Source organism: Alkalihalobacterium elongatum (genome assembly GCF_019024285.1).
In the GTDB taxonomy this organism is placed as follows: domain Bacteria; phylum Bacillota; class Bacilli; order Bacillales; family Bacillaceae_F; genus Alkalihalobacterium; species Alkalihalobacterium elongatum.
On the sequence record NZ_WMKZ01000011.1, the window covers coordinates 86,017 to 112,395 of the forward strand.

24 protein-coding genes and 1 tRNA gene are annotated in these 26,379 nt (G+C 34.9%); 3 read left to right on the plus strand and 22 right to left on the minus strand.

Translation table 11 applies throughout. The features are described 5' to 3' along the window. Window positions 1-57: 57 nt before the first annotated feature. The 6 genes from GKP30_RS12920 to GKP30_RS12945 all read right to left on the minus strand — a co-directional run bounded on the left by GKP30_RS12920 (window position 58) and on the right by GKP30_RS12945 (window position 7,081). Window positions 58-996 (minus strand): DMT family transporter, encoded by a 939-nt coding sequence (locus tag GKP30_RS12920; protein WP_216829866.1) that lies wholly within the window; start codon window positions 994-996, stop codon window positions 58-60. A 114-nt stretch (window positions 997-1,110) separates the two neighbouring features. Continuing rightward, window positions 1,111-2,211, minus strand: coding sequence for a TRAP transporter substrate-binding protein (locus GKP30_RS12925; RefSeq protein ID WP_216829867.1), 1,101 nt, complete (start codon window positions 2,209-2,211; stop codon window positions 1,111-1,113). 17 nt (window positions 2,212-2,228) lie between these two features. After that, on the minus strand, window positions 2,229-3,497 hold the full coding sequence (locus tag GKP30_RS12930; protein WP_216829868.1) for a TRAP transporter large permease: 1,269 nt from the start codon (window positions 3,495-3,497) through the stop codon (window positions 2,229-2,231). Between the two features lie 73 nt (window positions 3,498-3,570). Further along, on the minus strand, window positions 3,571-4,119 hold the full coding sequence (locus tag GKP30_RS12935) for a TRAP transporter small permease (RefSeq protein WP_216829869.1): 549 nt from the start codon (window positions 4,117-4,119) through the stop codon (window positions 3,571-3,573). Between the two features lie 279 nt (window positions 4,120-4,398). After that, window positions 4,399-5,481: a TRAP transporter substrate-binding protein gene (locus GKP30_RS12940; protein WP_216829870.1), complete on the minus strand. Its 1,083-nt coding sequence runs from the start codon at window positions 5,479-5,481 to the stop codon at window positions 4,399-4,401. A 736-nt stretch (window positions 5,482-6,217) separates the two neighbouring features. Further along, on the minus strand, window positions 6,218-7,081 hold the full coding sequence (locus GKP30_RS12945) for an MFS transporter (protein WP_216829895.1): 864 nt from the start codon (window positions 7,079-7,081) through the stop codon (window positions 6,218-6,220). Between GKP30_RS12945 and GKP30_RS24020 the strand changes: the two genes are divergently transcribed. Further along, window positions 7,080-7,445: an MFS transporter gene (locus GKP30_RS24020; RefSeq protein ID WP_407928612.1), complete on the plus strand. Its 366-nt coding sequence runs from the start codon at window positions 7,080-7,082 to the stop codon at window positions 7,443-7,445. The genes GKP30_RS12945 and GKP30_RS24020 overlap by 2 nt on opposite strands. Here GKP30_RS24020 and GKP30_RS12955 read toward each other — a convergent pair. The 13 genes from GKP30_RS12955 to GKP30_RS13015 all read right to left on the minus strand — a co-directional run bounded on the left by GKP30_RS12955 (window position 7,396) and on the right by GKP30_RS13015 (window position 21,313). Further along, window positions 7,396-7,533, minus strand: coding sequence for a hypothetical protein (locus tag GKP30_RS12955; RefSeq protein ID WP_216829871.1), 138 nt, complete (start codon window positions 7,531-7,533; stop codon window positions 7,396-7,398). The genes GKP30_RS24020 and GKP30_RS12955 overlap by 50 nt on opposite strands. 559 nt (window positions 7,534-8,092) lie before the next feature. Continuing rightward, window positions 8,093-8,866: an SDR family NAD(P)-dependent oxidoreductase gene (locus GKP30_RS12960; RefSeq protein ID WP_216829872.1), complete on the minus strand. Its 774-nt coding sequence runs from the start codon at window positions 8,864-8,866 to the stop codon at window positions 8,093-8,095. 93 nt (window positions 8,867-8,959) lie between these two features. Further along, entirely contained in the window at window positions 8,960-10,528 is a 1,569-nt protein-coding gene (locus tag GKP30_RS12965) for an AMP-binding protein (protein ID WP_216829873.1), read from the minus strand. 78 nt (window positions 10,529-10,606) lie between these two features. After that, window positions 10,607-11,023, minus strand: coding sequence for a nuclear transport factor 2 family protein (locus tag GKP30_RS12970; protein ID WP_216829874.1), 417 nt, complete (start codon window positions 11,021-11,023; stop codon window positions 10,607-10,609). A gap of 101 nt (window positions 11,024-11,124) precedes the next feature. Beyond that, window positions 11,125-11,868, minus strand: a complete 744-nt coding sequence (locus tag GKP30_RS12975) for an SDR family NAD(P)-dependent oxidoreductase (RefSeq protein WP_216829875.1) — start codon at window positions 11,866-11,868, stop codon at window positions 11,125-11,127. Between the two features lie 70 nt (window positions 11,869-11,938). After that, the gene (locus GKP30_RS12980) at window positions 11,939-12,370 is read right to left on the minus strand and encodes a hotdog family protein (RefSeq protein WP_216829876.1); all 432 of its coding nucleotides are present in this window, start codon (window positions 12,368-12,370) and stop codon (window positions 11,939-11,941) included. A 29-nt stretch (window positions 12,371-12,399) separates the two neighbouring features. Next, complete coding sequence (locus tag GKP30_RS12985) at window positions 12,400-12,855, minus strand: FAS1-like dehydratase domain-containing protein (protein WP_216829877.1); 456 nt, start codon at window positions 12,853-12,855, stop codon at window positions 12,400-12,402. Window positions 12,856-13,069: 214 nt separating this feature from the next. Further along, the gene (locus GKP30_RS12990) at window positions 13,070-14,137 is read right to left on the minus strand and encodes an LLM class flavin-dependent oxidoreductase (RefSeq protein WP_216829878.1); all 1,068 of its coding nucleotides are present in this window, start codon (window positions 14,135-14,137) and stop codon (window positions 13,070-13,072) included. Window positions 14,138-14,268: 131 nt separating this feature from the next. Continuing rightward, the gene (locus GKP30_RS12995; RefSeq protein WP_216829879.1) at window positions 14,269-15,408 is read right to left on the minus strand and encodes an amidohydrolase family protein; all 1,140 of its coding nucleotides are present in this window, start codon (window positions 15,406-15,408) and stop codon (window positions 14,269-14,271) included. Window positions 15,409-15,454: 46 nt separating this feature from the next. Continuing rightward, on the minus strand, window positions 15,455-15,811 hold the full coding sequence (locus GKP30_RS13000; RefSeq protein WP_216829880.1) for a Rieske (2Fe-2S) protein: 357 nt from the start codon (window positions 15,809-15,811) through the stop codon (window positions 15,455-15,457). A gap of 692 nt (window positions 15,812-16,503) precedes the next feature. Continuing rightward, window positions 16,504-18,093 (minus strand): ATP-dependent acyl-CoA ligase, encoded by a 1,590-nt coding sequence (locus GKP30_RS13005; RefSeq protein ID WP_216829881.1) that lies wholly within the window; start codon window positions 18,091-18,093, stop codon window positions 16,504-16,506. Between the two features lie 422 nt (window positions 18,094-18,515). Further along, entirely contained in the window at window positions 18,516-19,697 is a 1,182-nt protein-coding gene (locus GKP30_RS13010) for an iron-containing alcohol dehydrogenase (RefSeq protein WP_216829882.1), read from the minus strand. 77 nt (window positions 19,698-19,774) lie between these two features. After that, window positions 19,775-21,313 (minus strand): class I adenylate-forming enzyme family protein, encoded by a 1,539-nt coding sequence (locus GKP30_RS13015; RefSeq protein WP_216829883.1) that lies wholly within the window; start codon window positions 21,311-21,313, stop codon window positions 19,775-19,777. A 187-nt stretch (window positions 21,314-21,500) separates the two neighbouring features. On the opposite strand from GKP30_RS13015, the gene GKP30_RS13020 reads away from it, so the two are divergent. Beyond that, window positions 21,501-22,094 carry a TetR/AcrR family transcriptional regulator gene (locus GKP30_RS13020; protein WP_216829884.1) on the plus strand — a complete coding sequence of 198 codons (594 nt, stop codon included), beginning with the start codon at window positions 21,501-21,503 and terminating at the stop codon, window positions 22,092-22,094. A 209-nt stretch (window positions 22,095-22,303) separates the two neighbouring features. Here the strand turns inward: GKP30_RS13020 and ribB are convergent, their stop codons facing one another. Beyond that, a complete protein-coding gene (ribB, locus tag GKP30_RS13025; RefSeq protein ID WP_216829885.1) occupies window positions 22,304-23,497 on the minus strand; it encodes a 3,4-dihydroxy-2-butanone-4-phosphate synthase in 1,194 nt (397 codons plus the stop codon). Window positions 23,498-24,155: 658 nt separating this feature from the next. Here ribB and GKP30_RS13030 point away from each other — a divergent pair. Further along, the gene (locus tag GKP30_RS13030; RefSeq protein WP_216829886.1) at window positions 24,156-24,815 is read left to right on the plus strand and encodes a cell wall hydrolase; all 660 of its coding nucleotides are present in this window, start codon (window positions 24,156-24,158) and stop codon (window positions 24,813-24,815) included. Between the two features lie 370 nt (window positions 24,816-25,185). Here GKP30_RS13030 and GKP30_RS13035 read toward each other — a convergent pair whose 3' ends face one another. Both GKP30_RS13035 and GKP30_RS13040 read right to left on the minus strand, forming a co-directional pair. Then, window positions 25,186-26,046, minus strand: a complete 861-nt coding sequence (locus GKP30_RS13035; RefSeq protein WP_216829887.1) for a tyrosine-type recombinase/integrase — start codon at window positions 26,044-26,046, stop codon at window positions 25,186-25,188. A 174-nt stretch (window positions 26,047-26,220) separates the two neighbouring features. Then, window positions 26,221-26,297: transfer RNA gene (locus GKP30_RS13040), tRNA-Arg, on the minus strand. Window positions 26,298-26,379: the final 82 nt, after the last annotated feature.

Consider the following 26,379-nt stretch of genomic DNA (forward strand, 5'->3'; position numbering starts at 1 on the left):
ACCTCCACTTCCCTTAATAATTAATAAAACAAATAGTGAATTTCCCTCTTTCTCGTTTTAAACTGAAATACTTTTACTTTCCTCACCCTTTTTTCTTTGCACTATCTCTTCCCTATTCTGGGAGCCTAAAATAACACCTGTTGCTATAAAAATAAATCCGAATATATGAAACCATAAAATAGGTTCTCCTAATACCCATACGGATGCAACCGCAGCTACTAAAGGAACTCCATTCATAAAAATAGCAACTTGGCTAGGTCCAAGAACGCTAATACCACGATTCCACAATAAAGTACCTACCCCTGTAGGAAAGATGCCTACATAAAGCAACATGATCCAATATATTAAACTAGTTGGAAGTTCACCCCACCCATTCTTTGTTTGTTCCCAAAATACCATCGGAAATAAACAAATCGATGTAATGGTATATCCATACAATGTGATGATTTCTGCTGGAAACTTAGTATCAGTCGCTTTCTTTACAAAAATAAAGCTTAAACTAAAAAATATTAAAGTCCCGACAATAAATAAATCACCGATGTTAAAGGAAAACTCTATTAAATTTTGCAGCGATCCTTTCATTACTATAAGGAAGACACCAAAAAATCCAAGGAAAATACCTAGTATTTGCTTACGTTGTAACGGCACATGAAATACAAAATAAGAAATTAAAGCTGTCGACAAAGGCGTTAACCCCATAATAAGTGAGGCGTTAGTAGCTAATGTATACTGAAGGCCATATTGAAATAAGACATTATTTATAAATACACCTAATAAGGTAGCAGCTAATACATAACCCCACAATTTTTTATTACTGGGCTTAATATGGAGAAATTTTCGCACAATCCAAACTAATGCGAGTGCAGCAAAAAAGTTCCGGAAGAATACTAATGTCCAAAAAGGGAATTTCTCTACCAAAATCTTATATACTACGAAATTACTTCCCCACATAAGGATCACGAGTAACAGTATTAATTTCATTCGCTTTGCACTCAATTTTTCATCTTCTTTCGATTAGAGGGTAGATTTTATATCCAAATTTCCCTGATTCATTTAGAGGAGGCCCACCCCTTAGCATTATTTGAGATGGGATTACCAAAGTAATAAGTGTTAATTAAGATTAGCAAGTTCTTCTAATAACTCTTTTCCACCTTCGACTTGAGCTTCAAATACTTCCCTAGCTGGTTTGGTCGCTTCTTCCCATTGTCTAATCTCTTCCTTTGTAGGGTAGTGAATTTTTACACCTTCATTTTCCAAGTTAATATAAGCTGTTTTAGCTCTTTCTTGAACTTGTTCCTTCGCATACAGCTCTAAATCTTTGCCTGTTTCTACAAGAATTTCCTGAAGATCCTTTGGCAATGACTCAAACTTTTCAAGAGACATAATGACTGGAGTTACACTATTAAAAAGTGGGGCTACTGAAAATGATTTTATCGGCAATTTAGCATCATGAGCATAGATTGGAACTGTTAATAACCCATCAACAACCCCTTGTTGTAAAGCAGTGATTACTTCAGTTCCAGCAATCGTCATACTACTAGCCCCTAGTGCTTTTACTGTTTCGGTTCCAATTAAGCCACCTGGCGTTCTAAGCTTTAAACCTTTAACACTTTCTGGACCAGTTACTAGTTTGCTTTCATCATTTGTATATATCGAACCAAACATATCTATAAAATCAAGTGACAATACTTTTAGTCCTTTTGCCTCCATCATTTTTACAATTTTTTGACCACCATTTTCACTGCTATTAAATTTAATTCTATTCTCTAGAAACACTGAAGGATCTTTAGGGTCATAAGCAAAAATAAATGGTAATTCGTAGAAGTTCCATATCGGATCAAAACCTGCAAGAATTGGAGACGTTGAATGCACGATATCGATTTGACCTTGTAAAACTGCAGCAACTTCTTGGTCTATTGGCATTAACTGACCACTAGGGAAGATTTCTAATGATAACCGTCCATCGCTTCGTTTTTGTATTTCTTCATCAAACCACTCCATAAAGGTGTGCATGAATGAAGCTGTTGGAAAGCCATGAGCCACTTTTAGTACAAACGTTTCTTCATCACTGGAAGTTGGAGAAGTCATCTCATTATTGCTGTTTTGAGCTTCTTCACTTAAATTTCCAAGGTTTACAGAACTATTTGAATTTCCACATGCTGTTAAAAGAATAACGAGAAAAAGACAAACTACTAGATAGGTTCTTTTCAAGTTTTAGCCCCCTAAATTTATTGAAATAAAAATATACTAAGCCATGGAATATACAGTATAACTAGAGTCGCAACAATTAATCCAACTAAATAAGGATAAGATCCTCTTACGACTACACCCATGTTTTCTTTAAAGTGGCCGCTTATTGCATATAAACTAGAACCTACTGGCGGCGTGATCTGACCGATCATCAAACTAGCAACCGTTATCATTGCAAAGTGAATCGGATCATACCCCAATGAAAGTACGACTGGATATAAAATAGGCAATGTGATATATAAAATAGGAATCGCATCTAAGAACATTCCAAAGAACAAAAAGAGTAATATAATTAATAACATGATGATCCAATCTGCAACCTGTATATTTGTTACAAATTGGGTTAAAATTTGTGGAACTTGTAAATATGTCATCGCAGTAGAAAATAATTTAGCACCGCCTAGTAAAATGTAAATCACTGCAGTTGTAATCATTGTATTTATTAAGCTTTTCTTGAAATTTGGAACGGTACAATCTTTCCTATTAAACAGAAAGCTTATGATGAGTACATAACATACCGCAATTGCAGCTGCTTCAGTAGGTGTAAAAATTCCTCCGTAAATTCCTCCCAAAATAATTACTGGCATTAACAAGGATGGAATTGCATGTAAGAAAGAAGTAAATATTTCAGCAAAACTGCTTTTTTCTGGTCTTTCTGTTTTATCACGAAAACTAACAACAATTGCCACAATGATTAATACAATTGCCATAAATACTCCTGGTGCAATCCCTGCCAAAAAAAGTTGACCTGGGTCAAGTTGAGTAGTTGCGGCAAATAAAATCATAAAAATACTCGGTGGGATCATCTGACCTAATGTTCCTGAAGCAGCGATGACACCATAACTGTTTTCCTTCGAATACCCCATTTTAATCATTTGTGGTATAGCCATAGATCCTACGGCTACAACAGTCGCAACTGACGAACCTGACAAAGCTCCGAATATAGCTGCAGTAACTACGACTGCAGCAGTCATCCCACCTGGCAGATGGCCTACAAGATTTTTTATAAATGTAAACATTTTATTAGCTGGCCCCATATAAGTCATTAAATTTCCAGCTAGGAGGAAGTAAGGTACTGCTAATAAAATCCAAGCATCAGTAGCAATGAAGAATTGGGATGGAATACTTACTAGCGGCAATCCCATTTGAACATATACCCAAAACCCACCACTCATCGCTAACGCTAACCATATAGGAGCTCCAATAACTAATAGAATTATAAATATGAAAAATCCAACAACTAACACCCTATTCTCCCCCTTCCTTCAACTATAAAAGTGCTTCCAACCATTTCCTCACAATGGCCTTCCTTGTTATATTTTAGGAGCCTACCTCTGATTCTATTGAACTGACATCTTCGATTTTTTCATTTTCGGGTTGGCGTAACTTATAAAAATTTTGAAGGATCTGCAGGAAGGAGTAGATACATCCCAATAGCATTCCAATTGGTATTGCAAGGGCTGGAATAAACATTAACATAATTCCAGAAGCCGTCTTGACTTGCATATTTAACAGTGAGATTGTCCACATGATGCTTGACAAACAGAGGAAACCAAAAGAAGCAAATAAAATAACACTAATTAATAACTCATTAGATTTTTTCACCTTATTTTTTAAGAGACCTTGCAGTATATCCATTTTTAGGTGTTCTTTTCTTTTTACCAAGGGACCGATATAGGCAAACGCACCATAAATGATAGCGTAGCGACAGATTTCTTCAATAACCTGGAACGACATACCTAGTAAATAACGGGAAAAGACACTAATGACGGCACCAGCAACACTTATTATTAAACAAACGATTGCAGTGATTTCCAGGCCTTTATCCAAAAACCGGGTCGAGGAATCGATCTTCTGTAATTTATCCATGAAAACTCCAACTCCTTTTATAAAGTGAAACTTCATTCAGTGTGGTTTTCCATCATTCCCCACTGAATGTTAGTTGGGGCCCACACGATGTGGGTCACACAAACGTTGTCACAGGACGTGGCGACCTTAGCCTGTGTTCCACCGTCTCCCACTTAGCCTTTCTTGTTTTTCTCAAAGCTTTGAAGTCAGAGTCTTAGCGTTAGTTAAACGGGATAAAAACTCTAGTTCAATAATTTACTCTTTTATTGAACTAGAGTAAATTCGATAGGATCCGACTTATTAATTAAGCTTCGAAAGTTCTTCTAAAAGCTCTTTTCCACCGTCAACCTGATTTTCAAAGACTTCTCTAGCTGGTTTTGTTGCTTCTTTCCATGCGTTAATTTCCTCTTCAGTAGGATAGTAGATTTCCACACCTTCATCCGCCAAAGTTGTATAAGCTGTTTTTGCTTTTTCGATTACCTGTTCCTTACCATATTCCTCCAAATCCTTACCTGTCTGAACAAGAATTTCCTGAAGATCTTCTGGTAAAGACTCAAACTTTTCAAGTGACATAATAAGTGGAGTTACCGTGTTAAACAATGGGATTACTGTTAATGTCTCTACAGGCAACTTCGCATCATTAGTATAGATTGGTGTTGTTAACAGCCCATCGACAACCCTTTGTTGAAGAGCCGTTACTAATTCAGCTGCTGGGATGGTCATACCACTTGCACCAAATGATTTTACCGTTTCAGGACCAATGATCCCGCCAGCGGTTCTTATTTTTAAGCCTTTTGCGCTTTCTGGATCAGTAACCAAATTGTTTTTATCCGTCGTATATAATGAACCAAACATATCAACAAAACCAAGAGACAAAACTTTCAATCCTTTTTCTTCCATTAACTGTGCAATCTTTCTACCACCGTATTCACTATTGTTAAATTCGGCTCGATTTTCTATAAATACAGTAGGATCTTTCGGGTCATACTCAAAGATAAAAGGGAGTTCGTAAAGATTCCAAATTGGGTCAAAACCTGCAAGGACTGGAGAAAGGGAGTGACTCATATCGATTTGCCCTTGTAAAATTGCAGGAACTTCTTGATCTGTTGGCATTAACTGACCACTTGGGTATATATCTAACGATAGCCGCCCATCACTACGCTCCTGGACTTCTTCGTTAAACCACTCCATAAACGTATGCATATATGATGCTGTTGGATAAGCATGAGCCAACTTTAGGACATATTTTTCTTGCACGGTTGAGTCTGATGTACTGGGTGAATTACTACTCTTTGATTCTTCTTGTGTAGTACTAGCAGAGTTTCCACATGCTGCTAGGAACATCACAAACAAAAGACATAAAACTAAATTGAATTTTTTCAAAATAACTACCTCCCTAAAAATTATTTTATTTAAGACGACTAGATGTTAACGTGGGAATATCTTCAAGTAAAACAAACATTTGTTTTATAAATACCAAGAAAAAATTACTTTAATATTAAATGATCACACCCATATCTTTTAATTAATTCCCAATGCATATAGGAACTTTTCAGGTAATTTAAATAGTTAAAAACGTACGACAGCCGTGCAGGAGAAATGATATTGTTAGCTTATTTTTTTATAAGATTCCAAGAGTAACTTCGCCTTTTTCTTCATTTATCGCAAAGACTTTACACCAGACTGAAGTGTTTCGACAATATAAGATGCTTTTTGGTTTGAGTAATTAATTGAAACTAATTGCCATTACGTCCTAGCAATTTAACTACACACTGATTGAGCCACTAACTAATTTTTTTGTGAAGACAAGTTAAGTTACTGTACTCCACCTGACCTTATAAGTTAATAAATAGTATTGACTACGTCAACACTTCCAATTAAGACAAGGAAAGTCATCAAGTATGCAACTTCTTTAGGTAACCTCAACTTCCTGCTTTGAATACGATAGTAGGAATTTCTCTTCTCACAGGTTTCAAAATTATCCCCAAAAGTATCAGATGATCAACGGTATTCCTATGATGTTTTGTTTACAATTATCTTAGTCTGGATCTATATATATGTCTTCGGCATACTTAAAAAGAAAATTTAACATATGCAAACCTTTACGTCGTCTTGATTTTTATATCGCAGGTTTTTCCGCTTCTTCTTTATCTGGTGTTGAACTACCGATCGTAACATCTTTGGATATGAAAATAAATATAAGTGATATTAAATATACAATTCCACCTATTAACCAAAGTTTACTCAAAGAATGAACTCCTTGAACACTTTCATTTACCCAGCCCCCACTTAATGCAAGGAGAATGAAACCAAAGCATGACATCATACTATTACCCAGACCATTTAATGTACCAGCGACTTCCGGACGTGCTAATCCAGACCAATATCCATTAATTGACCCCCAATAAAAAACTGCACCTGATTGGCTCATTCCGATTACGAGAATTGCAAAAACTAAATAGTTTGGGGCATAAAAACTAGCTATCAAATAACCTATAGAACCAATTATTGCTCCCAAAGCTAATCCTGCACGAACATTCCCTTTTAATAGCTTGTTGACCACCCAACCGTTTGAAAAACATAATGCAACAGGAATTGCCCACATAATAGCAACAATTAAACCAGCTGTTTTTCCATCCATGTTAAATCCATTTATTAAACCATAGGTTCCCCAAGAGATTGATAACCAGGCTGGAGATGTCGCCAAACCAGTAGCAATTGCCATAAAAAATACACTTGGCATTTTGAAAGCTTGGGCTAAATGACTCCACTTAAATTCCTGGTTTTTTAATTCTTCCCTGTTAACACTTTCGCCATAAATATAATTTAATTCTCCTTGTTTAATTTTCTTTGATTGTTCTGGTCTATCTTTAGTAACTATATAAAAAAATATTAAGATCGGTGTTCCTAAGATTGCAACAAGTAATTTAACGCCTTTTTGGGCAGAGGGATTAAACTTAAATGCAGTAGAAATTGGAAAAATCCAATCTGCTTACTTACTTGGGTATTTTCCACTTGTATTTCTTGCAGGAATAATATCTGATCGGATAGGGGCGAAAAGAGCACTAATAATTTGTTTAGTTGCTTGTACGTCACTTAGTATGTTAACTATTTTTATTGAAACATACACTCAAATGTGGTGGAGAAACTTAATATTTGGTATTTTCCATGGATTTTTATGGGGACCGTGTAATAGGATGATAGCTCTTTGGTTTCCTCCTCATGAAAGATTTCGGTATACTGCAATCTGGCTTGCTTCTGCTTTTGCAGCATATTCTATTACGGGTCCAATTGGACTTAATTTAACCGAAATTTTATATCAAATACTGAATCATCTACAAATATAATAAAGTTGGTTAAAAATACCGCTAAGAAAACGGTATGTCGCTTTCCCCATTTTTTTTCGTTAAAATTCTCTACTAATTGATTCGACATTTAACCCCCCTTTTTCTTACTATTCAGATTTTAAAGCAAAAATTATCATTTTAGGAAATAATCGATCTATAAATATTCGTATTATAATTATTCAGTATCACTTCTTAGAAATTTGATTTATCTATTTTTATTTAAACTTCATACCTTGTTTACCATCCTTTTTTAGCTTGAGAAACAATAGACAGAATATTGATAAAATTTTAGCACTCTTCCAAATAGGGTTTACTTGGCTATTTCTTTAGTGTTTATATTCATTTAATTGAAATTCCTTTATAAACTTTTCCCTTAAGATTTTAATAACAGTTGTTTACCTCACAAACTTCAATTTGTCATCTGTAATAATAGCAACTTTATCGCTTGCCGATTTAATTATTGATATATTACTTCAATAAAAAAGTTTTTATCAAACGTTTGTTTTTTACAATAAAATACGAAATTATAAAAAAAGTATAGAAATAATTTTCTATTTAATCTTTCTTATACTAACTATTTTATATGATCAGGGGAAGTGTAGATTTACTCCACCTGATCAAGATAAGTTTATCTTTTGAAAGGGACTCTAGATAGCAGTCATTGCGCCGTCGATAGCAATAATTGATCCATTTATATATGGTGATTCATTAGTTGCAAGAAAAGTTACTAAGTTGGCAACTTCATTTGGTTCACCCAATTTCCTACTTGGTATAAGGTTAGCAAGCATATCATAATATTCTTGAGGATTATCTGGATTATTCTTTCGAGCTGCATTGATAACCATGTCTGTTTTAATTGGCCCAGGACTAATCGCATTTATTCTAATCCCATGTTTACCATACTCTATCGCAGCAACTTTTGTCATTCCTGCAACAGCATGCTTACTAGCGACATAGGCAGAAAAGTTTTCATGTCCCACAAGTCCGCCTATAGAAGAAGTATTAATAATACTCCCGGAGCCCTGTTTTTTCATTTCCTCTAATACATACTTTAAGCCTAAAAATACACCTCTTACATTAACTGCGATAACTTTATCAAATTCAGCCTCATCATACTCCGCTGTTGGAGCAACCATACCTTCAATCCCTGCATTATTGTAAAATACATCGATTCTTCCAAATTTATCTTTTGTTATAGAAACATAGTTTTGAACTTCTTCCGAATTTGTTACATCAGCTTTAATGAAAATCGCTTCAGCCCCTAATTCTTCTACTATTTTTTTTGTTTCTCGACCTGATGCTTCATTAAAATCTACTAAACTAAGCTTTGCTCCTTCCTCTGCCATTCTAATTGCAGTTTGTCTTCCTAATCCTCCACCAGCTCCTGTAATAATCGCAACTTTATCTTTTAACCTTGTCATTTAAATTCCTCCCTTTATTATAGAAATCAGGTAACATGATACTTACACACCTTGAAGTACTTCAAATTAAACAAATTATTTTTTAAATAACATTTAATCACTTATACTTTCTTTCTGACCTTTTGATCCACTATAGATTTCCCTTAATTCACGTTTAAGAATTTTACTTGTTGGTGACTTAGGTAGACTATCAACAAAATACACTTTACGTGGCTTTTGATAAGATGCAAGATGTTGTTTAGCTGTATCAATAATTTCCTGTTCGGTAGCTTTCCTCCCAGGTTTTAAAACTACTGCTGCAGTTACATTTTCACCCCACTCGTCATCTCGCACACCAAATACAGCTACTTCGAGGACTCCATCATGCTGGTAAATTGCATTTTCGACTTGTGTACTATATATATTCTCCCCCCCTGAGATAATCATATCTTTAGCACGGTCGACAATAAATATATAACCGTCCTCATCCCAAGTAGCAACATCACCAGTCCACAGCCAACCATCACGTATAGTCTTAGCAGTAAGATCCGGCTTATTCCAGTAACCGATCATATTCGCATCGGACTTGACTACAATTTCTCCTGGTGTCTTGCCATCACGTGGAACAGGTAGACCTTGAGGGTCAACCAATTGTATTGTGTTTACAAACGCCTCACGACCACAAGATGACAAACGTTCAGGATGTATTCCGTTGATTGCATTAAGATGATCTTCCTGAGAGAGAAAAGTCATTCCCATTCCTTCTGTTTGTCCATATCCTTGAATTAACGTGCACGGAAATGCTTCTAGTGCCGCCTTAACAACTTTCATCCCCATCGGACCGCCACCATATTGAATATTTCGCAGACTACTAAGGTCGTAGCTATTAAAATTTTCAACAGACATCATCCAATTTAGCATAGTGGTAATCCCTAAAAAAGCAGATACTCGTTCTTTTTCAATAACTTCAAGTGCTTGTTTGGCTTCAAAATTCACCAATACTAAAGGACAACCATGAGCCATATAATTTATTGCAAGAACAATTGGTATATGGAACATCTGTCCAGTCAACATATAAACATCTGAAGGTACTACTCGTTCTGCGACGGTTTGGTTCAACATTCCCATATAAAAACTTTTGTGAGTATGAATAGCTCCTTTTGACTCCCCAGTCGTGCCTCCAGTATAAAGAATTAACATTGGATCTTCATCTGATACTTGAGATGATCGCTCAGGTTCGTTATTAGAAGCAATATTAATAAGACTTTCATAAGAACCATCACTATTTTCTCCATATTCCAGCCAATGATTAATGTCGATTTGTTGTTTAAGAGCTTTACACTCATTTATGAACTCTCCTGAGGAAACAAAAACTGATGGACTTCCATCGGACACAATTTTACTTAATTCTGAAATCCCTAAACGCCAATTTAGAGGTTGAATAATTAACCCAACTCTTGCACAAGCAAAGTAATTTTCTATATACTCTGTACTATTCTTAGATAAAACCGCAACACGGTCACCCTTTTTCAGGCCTAAATTTTCAACATAACCGTTTGCCAACCTCCGTACTCTTTCGTCTAGGTTTCCAAAATTCATTCGACGGTTGTTCGGTATATCAATAAGCGCAATGCGACTTGGATCCAGTTTTGCATACTTGGCAGGAATTTGACCAATATTCATGACAGTACCCTCCATAATTTACTTTATAAAACATGAAATTTATCTTATGAAAAAATTGCTTTTTCTTTGATAATAAACCTAGTATGGCAGGTCAAGATCCAAATGATGTTTTTTTAGCCGCCACTCGCCGTCTATCTTAACCACTTCATCTCGATATACACCGGAAGATATAAGCTTAATTTCTCCGTTTTCTATTGAATACAGAGATAAGTTCGAAATTACTTTAGCAGCATCTTTACTCTCAGATTCAAAAAAAATATTTGTAATTATATGACGTCGCTTATCCGTTTGCGAGGTCATAGAATCAGTCATTAGCTTCATAATCTCATTTTTTCCAGTAAAGGGACCAATCAAATCTCCTCCATCAATACGAATTGACATCTCTGCATCACTGGTAAAACAAGCTTCAAGCATCTCTATATCACGCTCATCATAACCATAAGCAGATCTGTTTAATAATTCTGAAATTTCAAACCTTTCAGTTAAGTTTTCCATATAATATTTCCTCCTTTAATTAAATGAAAAAACCTCAGATTTTCTTTTTATTATCTTGTTGCTATATTTATAATCAAATATCATCATCCAATTAATAAGTTTTATTCTGTTGAACGCCCACCATCAATGATATGGTCTTGACCAGAAATATAAGAAGATTCATCTGAGGCTAGAAAAAGAGCAAGTTTTGCCACTTCCACAGGCTCTCCAAGTCTGCCAATTGGCACTTGACTAGCTAAGAAATCTTTTGCTTCTTGTGAGAAATCATCAAGTAAAGGTGTATTACAAGTACCAGGATTTATAGAATTAACACGAATTCCATCCTTTACATATTCAAGAGCAGCTTGTTTCGTTAACATTACCATTGCTCCTTTAGAGACAATATAAGCAGATGATCCAGGAGTAGCTCTGTATCCACCAATTGAGCCAGTATTTACTACGGAACCCCCACCACTTTTGAGCATCATTTTAATGGCTTCCTGTAGAACAATAAATGCTCCTCTTACATTCACAGCAAATACCTTATCCCATGCTTCAAGATTAAATTCATGTAACGGAGTTTCTACTAACCCAGTAATACCAGCATTGTTACAAAGAATATCTAGTCTACCATAAATTTCATTACATTTTTTAAAAGCTTCTGCAACTTGAATTAGGTTTGATACATCTGCAGAATATGTGTGTAGTTCTCCATCAACTTCTTTTTTTAGATCTTGAACTTTTTTACTAATATCAATCGCAAAGATTTTAGCCCCCTCTTTAATAAATTCATGTACCATTGCTTTCCCGAATCCAGAAGCTGCACCAGTTATTATACAAACTTTACCATCTAATCGCTTTCCCATAAGAGCTAACCTCCAAAGAATCTTTGTCTAATTTTAATTCTCTTGAAAAGGGGTATTTTTATATATTTTATTAATTGATCAAATTAAATTGAGCAATAGCTTTACCTGGCGCAATGATCTCGTTATTTTCATTTTTTATATAGATTTCAATATGCACCTCACCTACTTCCCTAAAAACTGCAACAACTTTTCCACCAGATAGAAGTGTTTCACCAATATACGACGCCTTGCGATTAGAATATTCGATCGAGGCTAGATATCCATCGTCCCCTACCCAATCCACTACGCATTGATTAAGCCAGTCCCCTAATAGTGGTCCAGCTATGACTAAACCAGGGTAATTTTCCTCAACAGTTGCATATGGATAATCAAAATGTATACGATGTGCATTCCATAAAGCAGCATTATACAAAAATAATTGCACATTATCAGGTTTGAACTTACGCTCCGGCAATCTATCTCCGGGTTGTATATTCGTAATTCTAGAATTAGAAGTTTTCATTCCATATCACCTTCATTAATATTACTAATTTAACGTAATAGTCTCGTAGTCTTTTCAGTAATCACCTTTTCACCTAACTCATTTTCTATTGTCATTGTTACTTCATAGAAAATAATAGGACCTTTAGAACCTACTTTTTCATAAATATCTGTTAATGTTCGGGTTGCAATTAACCAGTCTCCCGGATAAACTGGTTTATGATAATCAATTTTCAACCCACCAGCCATTGCCTTTTTTAAAGGAAAGTCAGGTAGTAACATATCAATTGAAACACCATCTGGCATCAGTTGGTCTAAATTAACTACATCCCAAAATAAGGATAGATGAAACATTGGCGGTGCTTCATCACCATTAAGGAATTTCTTTTGTCGTTGCCCCGTAGCAATTGAATACTTACGGATATCTCGACGTGTTACCAATTCTTTTTTTTGTGGGGCTACTCGACCAATATTTTTTTTTATTTCTTCAGTTAATAAACTACTCATCCTGAAATCTCCTTTAGCAAACAGTATTACTTAACATACTTTGGTTAGCAATTTATCATAAACTTAAATTAGATCATAGATAGGGAGAGGCTTAAATGATAAGATATTAAAGTTTATTTCCCCCTCCCATTAGAATTAAAATGGTATTTAAACTCTAATTATTATTTATTTAGTATTCTGTATTTTTATTAATCTAAAACTATAGCCTAGTAATTTATTGCTCGACTTTTTGTGGTGCACTTGTAGGTCTGAAATATGGTAATACATCTTGAGCAAATAGCTTCATTGTTTTCATAACTTTGCGATGTTCCATTCCACCCATACGGAACCAGCACGATAAACTATCAACGCCTGCTTGTTCAATTAATTCAAGTTTATCGACAGCTGCTTTTGAATTCTCCAATAAAACGATACCCGCCTCGTTTAACATACCAACATCAACTGGCCCTGACATTTGTTCAGCGACTTCTGCGAAGCGCTCATATCCCTTAGCAGCCTTTTCTCCTCGCGCACCTGGAACTAACGCGAGTACACGGTCGAAATACATCTCCATTTCTTTTTCAACATTTTTAATTGCTTGTTCAGGACTATCAGCAATATTCATCTGCAAGTTCATATGAATTTTTGGATTAACCCCTTTAAGTAGAAGACGATCTCTTGTTGATTTAATATATTGCAGTAATTCATCCATTACCATTAATGTTGGCGTGCACATGAATTCTTGTGCCCCACGTTCTACCATGTAATCAAATGTTTCTGGGCTAATGCACGCATAATAAAACGGAACTCTTTCTTGGACTGGTTTTGGAGTTAATTTAACATCATCAAGTTGAAAGTGCTTTCCTTGATAGCTGAATGTGTCGTTTGCCCATAATCCTTGGATAATATCAACTGCTTCCCAGAAAACTTCACGTGAATTCTCCATTGGAATACCTAACTTTTTAAATTCAATCGGTTGGTAGCCGCGACCAGCCCCAAATTTCAAGCGACCATTACTTAAAATATCAACCATCGCAAAGTCTTCTGCAATTCGAACTGGATTGTCAAAGTTTAAAATACTAATTCCCATTCCGATGTCCATTGTTTTTGTAACTTGAGAAATTGCAGCTGCAGCTACCTGTGGTGAAGGCATACTTCCATAATCAGTAAAATGGTGTTCCGCTAACCAAACACTGCCAAACCCAAGCTCTTCAGCATACTGAATTTGTTCTAACATTTCTTTATAAGCGCGATCATATTGTCCATCCGTACACTCTAATACATAAAAAAGTCCACATTTCATTTAAAACACTCTCCTTATTTATTTAAATTTATTAAAGTAATTGTTAAAGGCATTGCATTTGTAAACGCTTCCATAATATAAAACAAACATTTGTTTTATTAAGTTTTTAATAAAAGTAAGTATTTAATCCTTTAGCCTTCTTTATTTATTGGATTTTCAAACCCGTATAATTTTGCGGCATTTTTATAGAGAATTTTATTTCTAACTTCACTCGGGAAATGAGCTAATGCTGCATGAGGTGCATCGAACTCCCAATGTGGGTAATCACTAGCAAAAAGGATTTTATCTGTACCAATCATTTCAATAATCTGTAAAATATGTTTTTGATCTTCTGGACGTTCTGGTTCAATTAATGGTTGAGTACCAAACCACATATGGTCCCTTACCTGCTGACTTGGTGGCCGTTTAACCCAAGGAACTTCGCGTTTTAAATTTCGCCAATGAGTATCCATGGTATACATTAAATTTGGCAGCCATGCAAACCCACCTTCCGTGAATACCATGCGTAAATCCTGATACTTTTCAAGGACACCGCCAAAAACAATACTATTTATTTGAGCTTGGAATATTAGTCCATTATTTGTTTGTCCTTCTGGGTAGTAGTTTCCAAAAACCGGTCCTGGTCTAAATAATCCTCCATGAACGGATACATGGAATGAACAGAGTAAGTCATTTCGTAATGCAGCTTCCCAAATAGGGTGATAACGTTTATCTCCCCACCCACCATAAGGTGTGTGAATAGATAATCCAACCTGGACCATTTGCGGATGGCTTCCTACTCGATCAATCTCTCGGGCAGCAGCTTCTGGATCTTGGGAAGCAATAACTACAGAACCGCGAAGACTAGGATCCTTAGATAACCAGTGTTCGATTTGCCAGTCATTATATGCCGAGGCTACAGCCGTTGCCATTTCATGTTGTGGGGAAGCTGATAACATAAATGTAGAGTCTGGAAATAAAACAGCATTGGAATAATTATATTTATCTGCCACTTGTTCTCTAAAGAAACTAACCGAAGAACAACCGAGGCCTCCCTCTGGTGGAATACTATCCATCCGGTGTCCCGCATTTGCAACGATTGCAAAAAATGGTATTCCTGGAAAGACCCCTTTCCATTTACAATCAGTCAAGAAGTCTCTCCAATAATTACTTAAATATGGATTTAAATCCTCATAACTTTTAGGATTAGGGTGAACATCGACATCAATTACGGGTGTTAGCTTACGCTTTTTGGTGGATTTTTCACTACTTTTATCAGTAATAGTAGACATAAAAATCTCCTTTCAAGTTTCCAATAAATCATTCCGCTGGTCCTATTTATGCGTAGATAACGAGGTCATCCCCTTCAATTTTTACATCATATGTTTTTACCTTTGTATTTTCTGGATCATGCATGGAACAACCATTCTCTATATCAAAGCTCCAATGATGCCATGGACAGTATAAAAATTTTCCAGGTTTTTCATAACAAACTTCTTTAACATCACTCGTTGCTCGTGCAGCACCTCTCAATACACCTTTATCTAACTCTGCTCCTTGGTGAGGACACCAATTTCGCAGAGCATAAAACTCACCTTCTTTTTGAATGACTACAATTGACATTCTTCTAATTTGGAAAACTTTTGTTTCACCCTGGGGGATATCTTCCTTTTTACATAAAACATTCCTTTCCAAATTTGATCCTCCTCTTTTTCTGAATATACTAAACCTTAAAATTCAACTGTGGAATTCTAATTTTTACTCTACATGTGAATAAAGATAGATTGTACAAAATTAATCAAGCTGATTTTTAGTTAAACCCTCTTAAGCACTCATATAGAGGTCAATAGTTATTTCAAACCTTTACGACATCACCCCTCTCAAGGAACATAATCATTTGTCTTGGCTATTAATTAACAACATTTTTTCAGGAAAGTTTTACGAGCTATGCGGAGGTAGTTTAATCAGTAGTTTCATAGCGTTATTATTCAAAAATTGAAGTGGTTAAAGGTAAATGGAGTAGTAAGCGCTGTATAATTTGGATGTAGTAGACATTAGATCTTATCGGGCTTTTAGATTGAATTGTTTTTTAATGTGTAGCATCTTTCAGTTATATCAATCTACCTAATAAAACTAACATTTGTTTGGTGTAATTATATCAACCTAAAAAACTAATTTCAATACCATTTTTTAAATATTCTGTATTTTATTCTTTTGATGAAGTCTTTTACCTTTAATTATTTTATATATTGCTCGAAGCTCCTACTATTTCTAGGGAACAATGTCTGTATTATAGTTTAATTTTCTAGACGGTTCGCTAGTTTGAGCTCCGTGCTATTTAAAATTATTAACTACTTAAAAATAAGAGCGCCTTTGAAAAAAACATTTTACCGTTGTACCTTATACCCTACAAGTTCCCGGTCCCACGTGTCGAGAGTAACACCTTCTTCACGAAGTTTATATTTTTCAACTCTATGCGATGTATTTCGAGGTAACTTCTCTACATACCGTACAAAACGAGGTAAAGCAAAATGAGCCAATCTCATTTGACAGAAATCTAGCAATGCTTCTGGCTTTAATTCTTCACCCTCGCGCAAAATAACAACCGCTAGCACTTCTTCTTCGGACAGTTCAGAAGGAACACCGATTATGGCTGCTTCCAAAACTTTTGGATGCTCATTTATTACACTTTCCACTTCATACGATGAAATATTTTCGCCACGGCGCCTCACAACATCTTTCATTCGATCTAAAAAGTAAAAGTATCCATCCTCGTCCATACGTCCGCGATCCCCAGTATGAAACCATAAGTTTTCCCAAGCGTTTACGGTTGCTTCTGGCATTTTATAATAACTTGAAAACATAATCCAAGGTTCTTTCGGCCGGACGACAATCTCACCAGGCACACCTGCTGGACAAGGTTGGTCATTCTCATCGTGAATCTCAACCTCATAAATTGAGACAGGGAAACCACAAGAACCTTTTCGAAATGATTTAGCTGGATTATATAACGCCGTTCCTAGCTCTGTCGATCCATAAACTTCAGAAATTTGTACGTCAAAACGATTTTGAAAATCCTCATAGATTTCTAATGGAGTTGGTGCTCCATAAGCTTTTCGGACTGGATTATTTGCATCGTCAGGCCGCTCAGGCTGTTTCATAAGTATCGTTAAAAGGGAACCCATAAAGTTAAAAGCTGTTATATGCTCTTCTCGACATATGTCCCAAAACTTTGATGCCGAAAATTTATCATGCATGACGACATCGCAACCTGCCATTAACGCAACTAAAATCGTTGTATAACGAGCATTGACATGAAATAGTGGAAACACTGTAAATAAACGGTCTTCTGGTCCATAATCCATCAATTCACAGGCTGTTTGAGCAAGACTAAAGTTCGCGCGGTGACTTAGGAGGACACCTTTTGATGGACCTGTTGTCCCCGATGTAAACAAAATAAGTGACGGATCACTGTGCGTAATTTCAACATCGACTGGCAAATCAACTGACTTATCGATTAGCTCTGCATAAGAATACCAATTTACTTGGTTTAAGCCCTGTTCAAATTTCTCTCCAACGACTATAACATGCTTGAGATGAGGTAATTTTTCTAATAGCTCTGCTATACGGTCCACCCATTGTGATGATATAACAATGGCTTGACACTCTGCTTTGTTAAGGATGTATGCGAGCAGGTCTCCGCGTAATCCAACATTAACTGGAACTTCAATAACACCGAGCCGAGCTAAGCCTAACCATGTTGCCAAAAACTCGGGACTATTGGGAAGCATAACAGCACAAGTATCTCCCTTTGAAAGTCCTAATGAGGAAATGGCATGAGCTAGTTTATTCCCACTTTTATGGAACTCCTCATAATTAAGGTCTGCAGTCTCAAATCGAACAAACCTGGCATGAGGCTTTTCTATTGCACGATGTTCTACAATTTTTCCAAATGTTTCTATACCTTTGTACATCATGGTCTCCCTCCCTGCTAACTTTCATTAACCTGCTTTATTTGAAAACAAATTAGAAAAAACGTTTTGTATTTGCCTATTTCATGTAAAATAGATCCTCATGACTAAAAGCTTCCTATTTAATAGTAAAATTTATTTAGTAAAATGGTCTTGATTTTTCAAACAAATAACTGTTTGAATTACTCTGTAAAGAAAGCTCTTTTCTCAAAGATTGTTGCTCTAAGCTATTGGACCGTTAACCAAGCGAAGCTTGGTTCTTCACGCTTTAGCGTGAAGCTTTTGAACATAAATTAGCCAGATGGACAAATGAATTTGTCCATTAGGGCTAATTTATGTCAAAAAACGGTCCAATAGCAACAAAGTTCACGAAAACAACCTTTAAGAAAGACCTTTAATACTCTTTTATCTCCAGGTTGTTAGAAATTTCACCATGCTGCTTCTAACAAATGAGTAATTTCTGTTTTTAAATCATCTGTACTCAAAACAAAGGAATTCTCTTCTCCTTGAATATCTTTAAGAATATTTTCAACGACTGCTGGAATGCTTTCGTTTGGAACGTTGAAATCTCTTAACTTATGTGGAATATCTAAATCTTCAATCAATCCTCTAATTAAAGCTGGAGCCATATTCGCTTTTTCATGAACACTTTTGTGTATTTCGGCTTTCCCTAATATTTCTGGAATTTGTGCCTGCTCTTCGTAGGTTCGTGGCAAAAGAAACTTCATTACATGAGGTAACATGATTGCTGACGTCATTCCATGAGGTATATTGTAAGTAGCTCCTAATTGATGTCCAATACTATGTGATAATCCAAGTTTAATATTGACAACTGAAAATAGAGAAAGCCATGCTCCAACTTGGCATTCGAGTCGATATTTTAAATTGCTCGGCTCCTTTTTACTAAGCGGTAAATAATTATATAATTTTTTTAGCGCTTGTAATGCCAAACCTGTATTAATCGGATTCGGAGTTGGGGAATATAGCGTTTCTACTGCATGATCTACTGCACGAATTCCTGTTGAAATCCAAAGCCAGTCTGGCGTTTCTTCTGTGAAAACAGGATCTAGAAAAACGTATTTTGGTGTCATATTTAAATGAGAGAACTTATACTTCAAATGATCCTTTCCATTTGTTACTCCCGCAATACTTGTAAACTCCGAAGCTGATAGTGTAGTTGGGATTGCAATATGGGGAAGATGGTTTGCCATTGTCAATTCTTTTTCCCCAAAATTTTCTGAATAAGGATACACTTCCTCTTCCATTTGAACTCTTTCAGCTAAAACAAAGGAAATAATCTTTGCTGCATCAATCGGACTCCCTCCTCCACAGCTAATAATTACATCAGGATGAAATTTGTAAATCTCTTTTATATCTTCCATTAATACTTCACCAGGAACATGTTGTTTTGAACATGTTTCCATTATTTCAATTTCGTTATCCTGAATTACTTGAATCATACTTTGGTACGCTTTCGTTTTTAGCATACTGTTTGTTGTTACAATTAAAGCCTTCGTTCCATTTAAGTTCTTTATTTCATTTATAAGCTGTTTACTCACAACGTTAATCCCGTAATGAATTCGATCCACTGGAAGAAATTGATAGATCATTTTCAAGCTCCTTTCTGCTACTTCAAACTAATGATGACTTACAATATTAACCGTTTAACTATAGATTACACTTTTCCTTATTGGGTGCTTTCCTTTAAATTACGCAGTTCTCTTTTTAAAATTTTTCCAGAAGGATTCCGCGGTAATCGATCTATAAACTCTACTTCTTTAATTGATTGATATTTTGCTAGCTTACTGTTGCAAAAATCGATTAGTTCTTGCTTATCCAAGACAGCTTCCTGTTTTAAAACGATATATGCTTTCACTTTTTCTCCCCATTTTTCATCGGGTACTCCAATTACAGCTGCTTCTAATATTAAAGGATGCTTATAAATGACTTCCTCAATATCTTTTGGATAAATATTAACACCACCGCTAATAATCATGTCTTTTTTACGATCTAGTAAATAATAAAATCCGTCTTTGTCCATCATCCCCATGTCACCTGTACGATGAAATCCGTCTGGTGTTCTCGTTTTTTTCGTTTCTTCTGGATTTTTATAGTATTCAGTAAACATCGATGGCCCTCTCGCAGCAAATTCCCCTTCTTCTCCAACCCCGACATCATTCCCTTCCCCATCAATCAGGCGAATTTCCATGAAGGAAAGTTGTTGTCCGACACTCGATGATTTCCTTAGTACATTTTCTGGACGTAAACAAGCTAGTGGAGTAATTTCTGTTGTTCCGTAATATTCGTTAAAGTCACAATTAAAATGTTGAATAATTCTCTTTTTCGTTACTTCCGCCAAAGGAGCTCCTGCTGAAACAAGTGACCGTAATGAGGAGAGATCATATTGATTGAAATTTGGTAATTCAAGCATCATGATGTACTGAGTTGGTACAAAAAAAGAATGGGTAACTTTATGATCTTCAATCATTTTTAAAGTGTTTTCTGCATCAAAATCTCTTGTAATAATCATTTTGCAACCAAGGATACTGAGGCAGAACATATAAAAATGCCCAACTGCGTGATAGATTGGCAGAGTAACTAACACAACATCGTTGTAGTTTATTCCCCACTCAACAGCAAACGAATACGTCCTAAAAATTTGATTTCCTTGGTTAATCATAATTCCTTTAGGTAAAGACGTCGTACCTGATGAATAAAGCATAGAAGCCATATCATCAGAATTTACTTCAACATTTGGTGCTTGAATTGACCCCTTATTTATAAAATCCTGATAGGGTAAGTAGCGAGTATTCATTTCATATTCACTAACCAAGATTGTTGTTGCTTCACTTATATTTTGTAAGCGGTTACTAATTTCATTAAACGAAGCTAGCCGTTCCTCTTCAACAAAAATGTATTTCGCATCAGAATCATTAATTAATGATTGGAGACTGTCTCCTTCAACCATATAATTAATTGGTACTGACACACCGCCCGATGCAGATATAGCAAACAGGATTTCCATCATTTCCAACCGGTTTCTCATATAGAGAACGATATGATCTCCTTTTTCTACTCCAAATTCACGCAAAGAATTAGCTAAAGCATTAACCCTTTCATAAAGTTCCTTAAATGTTCTTGACTCATTGTAATATTCGACCGCTTTATCATTAGGTTTATTTTTAGCATGAACCGCCAAGCCAGTGTGTAAATTGCCATAATTCAACTCATTCCCTCCATCTCTAATATGAGAACATATTTTTATTGACGAAAAAGTGAGAATTCTATAACATAACTTTATACTATCAGTCACTGACTGATAGTCACCTATTCAAAAACATCTTAAACTGCTAGTTTTTAATTGTCAATATTTAAAATTTTTAAAATTTTCAGAACTTTAAGGAGTTACTACTATGACTACCAGACAAAAGCAAGCAAAAAATACAAAAAAGAAACTATTGGAATCCGCTATTCGTCTAGTAAGTACGCACGGTTATGATAATGTTACAATTGATAAAATTGTAGCAGAGTCAGGAGTTTCAAAGGGAACTTTTTATATTTATTTCAAATCGAAACATCAAATCTTTTTTGAAATTTTCATTGAAATGGATAGATTTTATGATGAATTTTTACAAACCTTGTCACCCAACCTGAGCTCTTCCGATAAAATACTTAAAATTACTGAAGGTCAAATGCACTATATTTGTGAAATCATTGGTAGAGAATTATTAAGGGTTCTATACCTTTATAATCCAGAATATCAAAATTATCTTGCTCGTACAGACCGACAAATTTACAAATTAATCAATACACTTATTGTTGAAGGTCAAAATACAAGTGAATTCACGTCAACATTTACAGCCGAAGAGATTACTAAGTTAATTACTAGATGGATGCGTGGAGCCATTTATGATTGGTCAATTGCCGCAAATAATAATTTTGACCTTGTAAAAGAAAGTAGTAAACAAATTAAAATGTTATTAGAAGGGGTGAAAGGAAAATCCTGAGAATGATACCATTATTACCCTGGAGAAATAGTCTGAATTTCCCAGGTGGAGATTACAATGAAATGTAGCTCAATGGAGATAAGTCAATTTACCGTTAAAGATTATATAAAGTCTGGCATAATAAGTTGGATGCTAAACTGTAATAGTTTACATCATCCTTCTGTACGAAACTCGAACAATTGTTAGTTTGATTTAATTACAAATAAAAATTATTTATTTATTAATTGAGCTTGTTTTTTAATACTATGTTTAAAAAGTAAATGATTTGCTATATGACTGTTGGATTGGTGTAAATTCATTCTATCAATATCTAAATCATACCGCTTTAATATCTCAACTTCTTTGCGTTTATTTTCAAGAAGTTTCATTTGTTTGATCCCAAGATCTTTTAGAATTTGTGCAGCCATATGGTAGTCTTCATAATCTGAGTTGAGACGAAGTTTTTCATCAACCTCATTAGTGGAAAAACCTTGTTCTTGTAACTTATAAACTTTTAGCATTCTTATAAGTTCCTCTTCTTTTTCTTCTTTCCTTAAATAAAGTAATACTGCTGACTCATACTTTTCCATTTCACCAAATATTGAATGTAGGTATAAACTGGATTTAGTATTGAAAGAGCCAAATACATCTCCTAACAAATTCTGTTTATGAATTCGTACAAGAGGTACACTATTAGAATCGATTTTTCCTTTAATAATAGCAATGTGTTCGTCTTTATTTCTTTTATTTGAATAACCTACAACTTGAAAGTTTCCATATTCTGTTGGTAGATTAATTTTTACTTCTTGTTTTACTAATACTTCATTAGTCATGCGATATTGAATTAAATCTTTTATCGTTATCATTTTCAACTGATGTTTGTCTGCAATTTTTTTTAGATCATTTACCCGAGCCATTGTTCCATCATCTTTTATAATTTCACAAATGACACCAGCTGGTGTTGAACCTGCTAAACGAGCCAAATCAACTGCTGCTTCTGTATGTCCAGGTCTTTCAAATACTCCTTCATTTTTTGCGATCAGTGGAAATACATGACCAGGTTTTTTAAAATCGTTTGCTTCGGATTGATTATCGATCATAGCTAAAATGGTTTCTGACCGTTCGAAGGCTGATATCCCAGTTGTTGTACTCTTATAATCAACGCTGACCGTAAAAGCTGTTCCGTGTATATCTGAATTGTTACTAACCATTGGGGAAAGTCCTAATTTCTTACTAAGTTGTTCAGCAACTGGAACACAAACAAGACCCCTCCCATATTTAATGAGAAAATTTATATTCTCTGGTGTTGCATGTTCAGCTAATAGGACAAAATCTCCTTCATTTTCACGATTTTCATCGTCACATACAATAACTATTTTCCCAAGCTGCAGATCAACAATTGCCTCTTCAATCTGGTTGAACATGTTACCACACCCTTTTTAGTAATTTTGGTTATTAAATAAATCTAACGTTTGTTTGATTTACATTATATCACTTCAACTGTGAAATTCAATATTATTTTTGAATTTTCTGAATTTATTTACCTATTGACATCTACAGTGGTTTGAATAGGTGTAGTTCAAAGTCAAATTTCAAAGAGAGTAGCTCAAAGTTTCTGTCTCCTGGATTTCACAAAAAAAATAGATGTTTCTATGGTTAATAGCACCTCTTTTTGTGGTGGTTGTGGTGCTTGACTCTTTAATTTTTGAGCCAGCCTCATTATAGTTCAAGCAAAGTAAGGAACAAAGGAAACCAAAAACACACCGAAGAACTACAGCAGTTTGTAGGAAGCTGAAACATAAAAGGTGTAATCCCCAATCTCTTGGAAAATTACACCTTTGTGTTTTAGAAGGTTCTGAAAATGTATTCTTTAATTTGAATATATAAAATTCCTTGGGTTAGTAAATCTGAAATTATAGGATACTAATAATGTCAGTTAGGTAACCTAGTAAAAAACACCCTAGTTTAACCCTAATTTCTATGTAATCTTATTGTAATACTAATCTACGTCATTCTTTCATAGAGATAGAGTTATATAAGAGCTTCCAAAAAACTATATTAACTAGGGGGAATATGAATATTATGAAAAAACTATTTTTTCTACTAACACTACTAGCAGCTCTATTCTTTGCTACACCTGCTTTTGGTTATACTGTTGAAAAAGGAGATACAATGTCCCAGATAGCAAAAAATCATGACGTAACCTTAGAAGAGTTAGCAAAGGTTAACCCTCAAGTTAAAAATCTTGATATGATCTTCGTAGGACAGCATATCAATATACATAAAGATAAAGATAAGAATAAAGATAAAGGTAAACGTGTGAATAGTAATGACAAAAATACTGAACAAAGGGTTGGAACAAGTTATTCTAACGAATTTAATTTCTCCAAAAAGGAATTAGATCTTTTGGCTAGAATAGTAAGAGCTGAAGCGCAAACAGAACCTTTCGAAGGTAAAGTAGCAGTTGCTGATGTAGTCTTAAATCGAATAGAAAGCCCCAAATTCCCTAATACATTAAAAGAAGTCATTTATCAACCTAGACAATTTCAACCTGTTGCAAACGGTCAAATCAATAACCCAGCATGTAAAGAGTCTATTAAAGCAGTAACAGCTGCACTATCAGACATGAGAAACATCTCTCAAGATTCCTTATTCTTTTACAATCCAGCCATAGCCACAAGTCGATGGCTAGATACTAGAGAGACAACCATTGTCATTGGAGCTCATGTATTTAAAAACTAATACTGTAGTTGATTTGCTATACTAGAGGATCATTAAAGATGAACCATGAGATAGAAATACAACTAAACATTAATACTTAAGAATTGATTTTTCATACACTATCTATCACTAAAAAATATAAGCAATTTTAAACAGAGAAAGAATATGTTCTTATATGAAACAATTTTAAATTCATTATTTACTCATCATTAAAATGCTAGCTTATAAAACTAACAAGGCTCTTTGGACGAGCCAACCTTACACCTCTATCTAATTACTGTACACAAAAAAGCATTCTCATAAAGAATGCTTTTTTGTGTACCTAACAAGATTTTTTATACTGCTTTATCTTCTCTAAAAAATCACTCTGTGTTTAGCCTAAATCCTCTTATTAGGCATATTTTTCATCAGTAGTATTTTGTATTTGAGACTTTAAATATTGTTTTATTAAGTGAATGTCAGAATGGCCCGCTAATTGAGCAACCATCGATAAGTCTAACCCTTTTTGTACTAAATTGTAACAAAAAGTATGTCTCAGCTTATGAGGGTGAACTCCGTATTGTTTTAGCGTATGCTGAACGGTACGAGGGGCAATTCGTTTTTGGTAATTAGATAAGAAAAGTGCCTCCTCAGTATCGTTTCTATTGTTTAAATATTCCTTCAAATGGTGAACAATAGGTTTTGTGAGAGGAATCGTTCGAGTGTTTGCTTCCTCTTTACTTCTAACAACCATTTGACCAGTTTGATTTTTTTGATTAAATTCAACGTCGGCTTTATTAAGCGAGCAAAGTTCTGATACCCTTATCCCTGTTTCTAATAAAGTATAAACAATGGCAACATTACGCTTATTACCATCTTTTTCAACTTTGTTTAATAGATACCCAACCTCTTTATTAGATAAAAATCCTGGAGTAATTTCCACTTTACCACTTTTAGTCTCTACATATTCTATATCTTTGGTGAGTTCTAATTGATTAATGGACTTAGCATATGTGTTAATTGTATTAATAATCTTCTTAATTGTTGATGCACTACGCTGTTCATTTTCTAAGTAACAGATATATCGTTTAACATCGTCTTTATTAAGATTTTTGAGGAATTTATCTTGACTTTCTAACCAATAAAAGAAAGATTGTAATACACCGCAATACGTTTTAATTGTATTCTCAGATCTGCCCTTTTGAGAGAGATATCTTGTAAATGAATTTAGAATATCTGTTATATCTGTACTTTCAGAATATTGATTTTTCAAAATTATCTCCCCCTTTTGTTTTATAAAAGTATACTCCATGTTTTTAAACATGTCAAATTCTACGCAAGATTTTAAGACTTTCACAACAAAAATAACCCAAAAGGACAATGTTCTTTGTCCTTTTGGGTTATTGATATATAAAATTTACTAACGTTATATATATGTATAGTTATATGGCGCACCCTAGAGGATTCGAACCTCTGACCGACGGCTTAGAAGGCCGTTGCTCTATCCTGCTGAGCTAAGGGCGCTCTTTTGGTGCGGGTGAAGGGACTCGAACCCCCACGTCAAAGACACTAGATCCTAAGTCTAGCGCGTCTGCCAATTCCGCCA

What these genes read in the sequence shown, in the direction of transcription:
- GKP30_RS13010 (WP_216829882.1), bottom strand. Translation starts at nt 19,697, where the DNA reads ATGATCTATCAATTTCTTCCAGTGGATCGAATTCATTACGGGATTAAC.
- GKP30_RS12990 (WP_216829878.1), bottom strand. Translation starts at nt 14,137, where the DNA reads ATGAAATGTGGACTTTTTTATGTATTAGAGTGTACGGATGGACAATAT.
- GKP30_RS12970 (WP_216829874.1), bottom strand. Translation starts at nt 11,023, where the DNA reads ATGGAAAACTTAACTGAAAGGTTTGAAATTTCAGAATTATTAAACAGA.
- GKP30_RS12935 (WP_216829869.1), bottom strand. Translation starts at nt 4,119, where the DNA reads ATGGATAAATTACAGAAGATCGATTCCTCGACCCGGTTTTTGGATAAA.
- ribB (WP_216829885.1), bottom strand. Translation starts at nt 23,497, where the DNA reads ATGTTCAACCAGATTGAAGAGGCAATTGTTGATCTGCAGCTTGGGAAA.
- GKP30_RS12985 (WP_216829877.1), bottom strand. Translation starts at nt 12,855, where the DNA reads ATGAGTAGTTTATTAACTGAAGAAATAAAAAAAAATATTGGTCGAGTA.
- GKP30_RS13020 (WP_216829884.1), top strand. Translation starts at nt 21,501, where the DNA reads ATGACTACCAGACAAAAGCAAGCAAAAAATACAAAAAAGAAACTATTG.
- GKP30_RS12955 (WP_216829871.1), bottom strand. Translation starts at nt 7,533, where the DNA reads ATGTCGAATCAATTAGTAGAGAATTTTAACGAAAAAAAATGGGGAAAG.
- GKP30_RS12960 (WP_216829872.1), bottom strand. Translation starts at nt 8,866, where the DNA reads ATGACAAGGTTAAAAGATAAAGTTGCGATTATTACAGGAGCTGGTGGA.
- GKP30_RS13005 (WP_216829881.1), bottom strand. Translation starts at nt 18,093, where the DNA reads ATGATGTACAAAGGTATAGAAACATTTGGAAAAATTGTAGAACATCGT.
- GKP30_RS12995 (WP_216829879.1), bottom strand. Translation starts at nt 15,408, where the DNA reads ATGTCTACTATTACTGATAAAAGTAGTGAAAAATCCACCAAAAAGCGT.
- GKP30_RS12980 (WP_216829876.1), bottom strand. Translation starts at nt 12,370, where the DNA reads ATGAAAACTTCTAATTCTAGAATTACGAATATACAACCCGGAGATAGA.
- GKP30_RS12975 (WP_216829875.1), bottom strand. Translation starts at nt 11,868, where the DNA reads ATGGGAAAGCGATTAGATGGTAAAGTTTGTATAATAACTGGTGCAGCT.
- GKP30_RS12965 (WP_216829873.1), bottom strand. Translation starts at nt 10,528, where the DNA reads ATGAATATTGGTCAAATTCCTGCCAAGTATGCAAAACTGGATCCAAGT.
- GKP30_RS13030 (WP_216829886.1), top strand. Translation starts at nt 24,156, where the DNA reads ATGAAAAAACTATTTTTTCTACTAACACTACTAGCAGCTCTATTCTTT.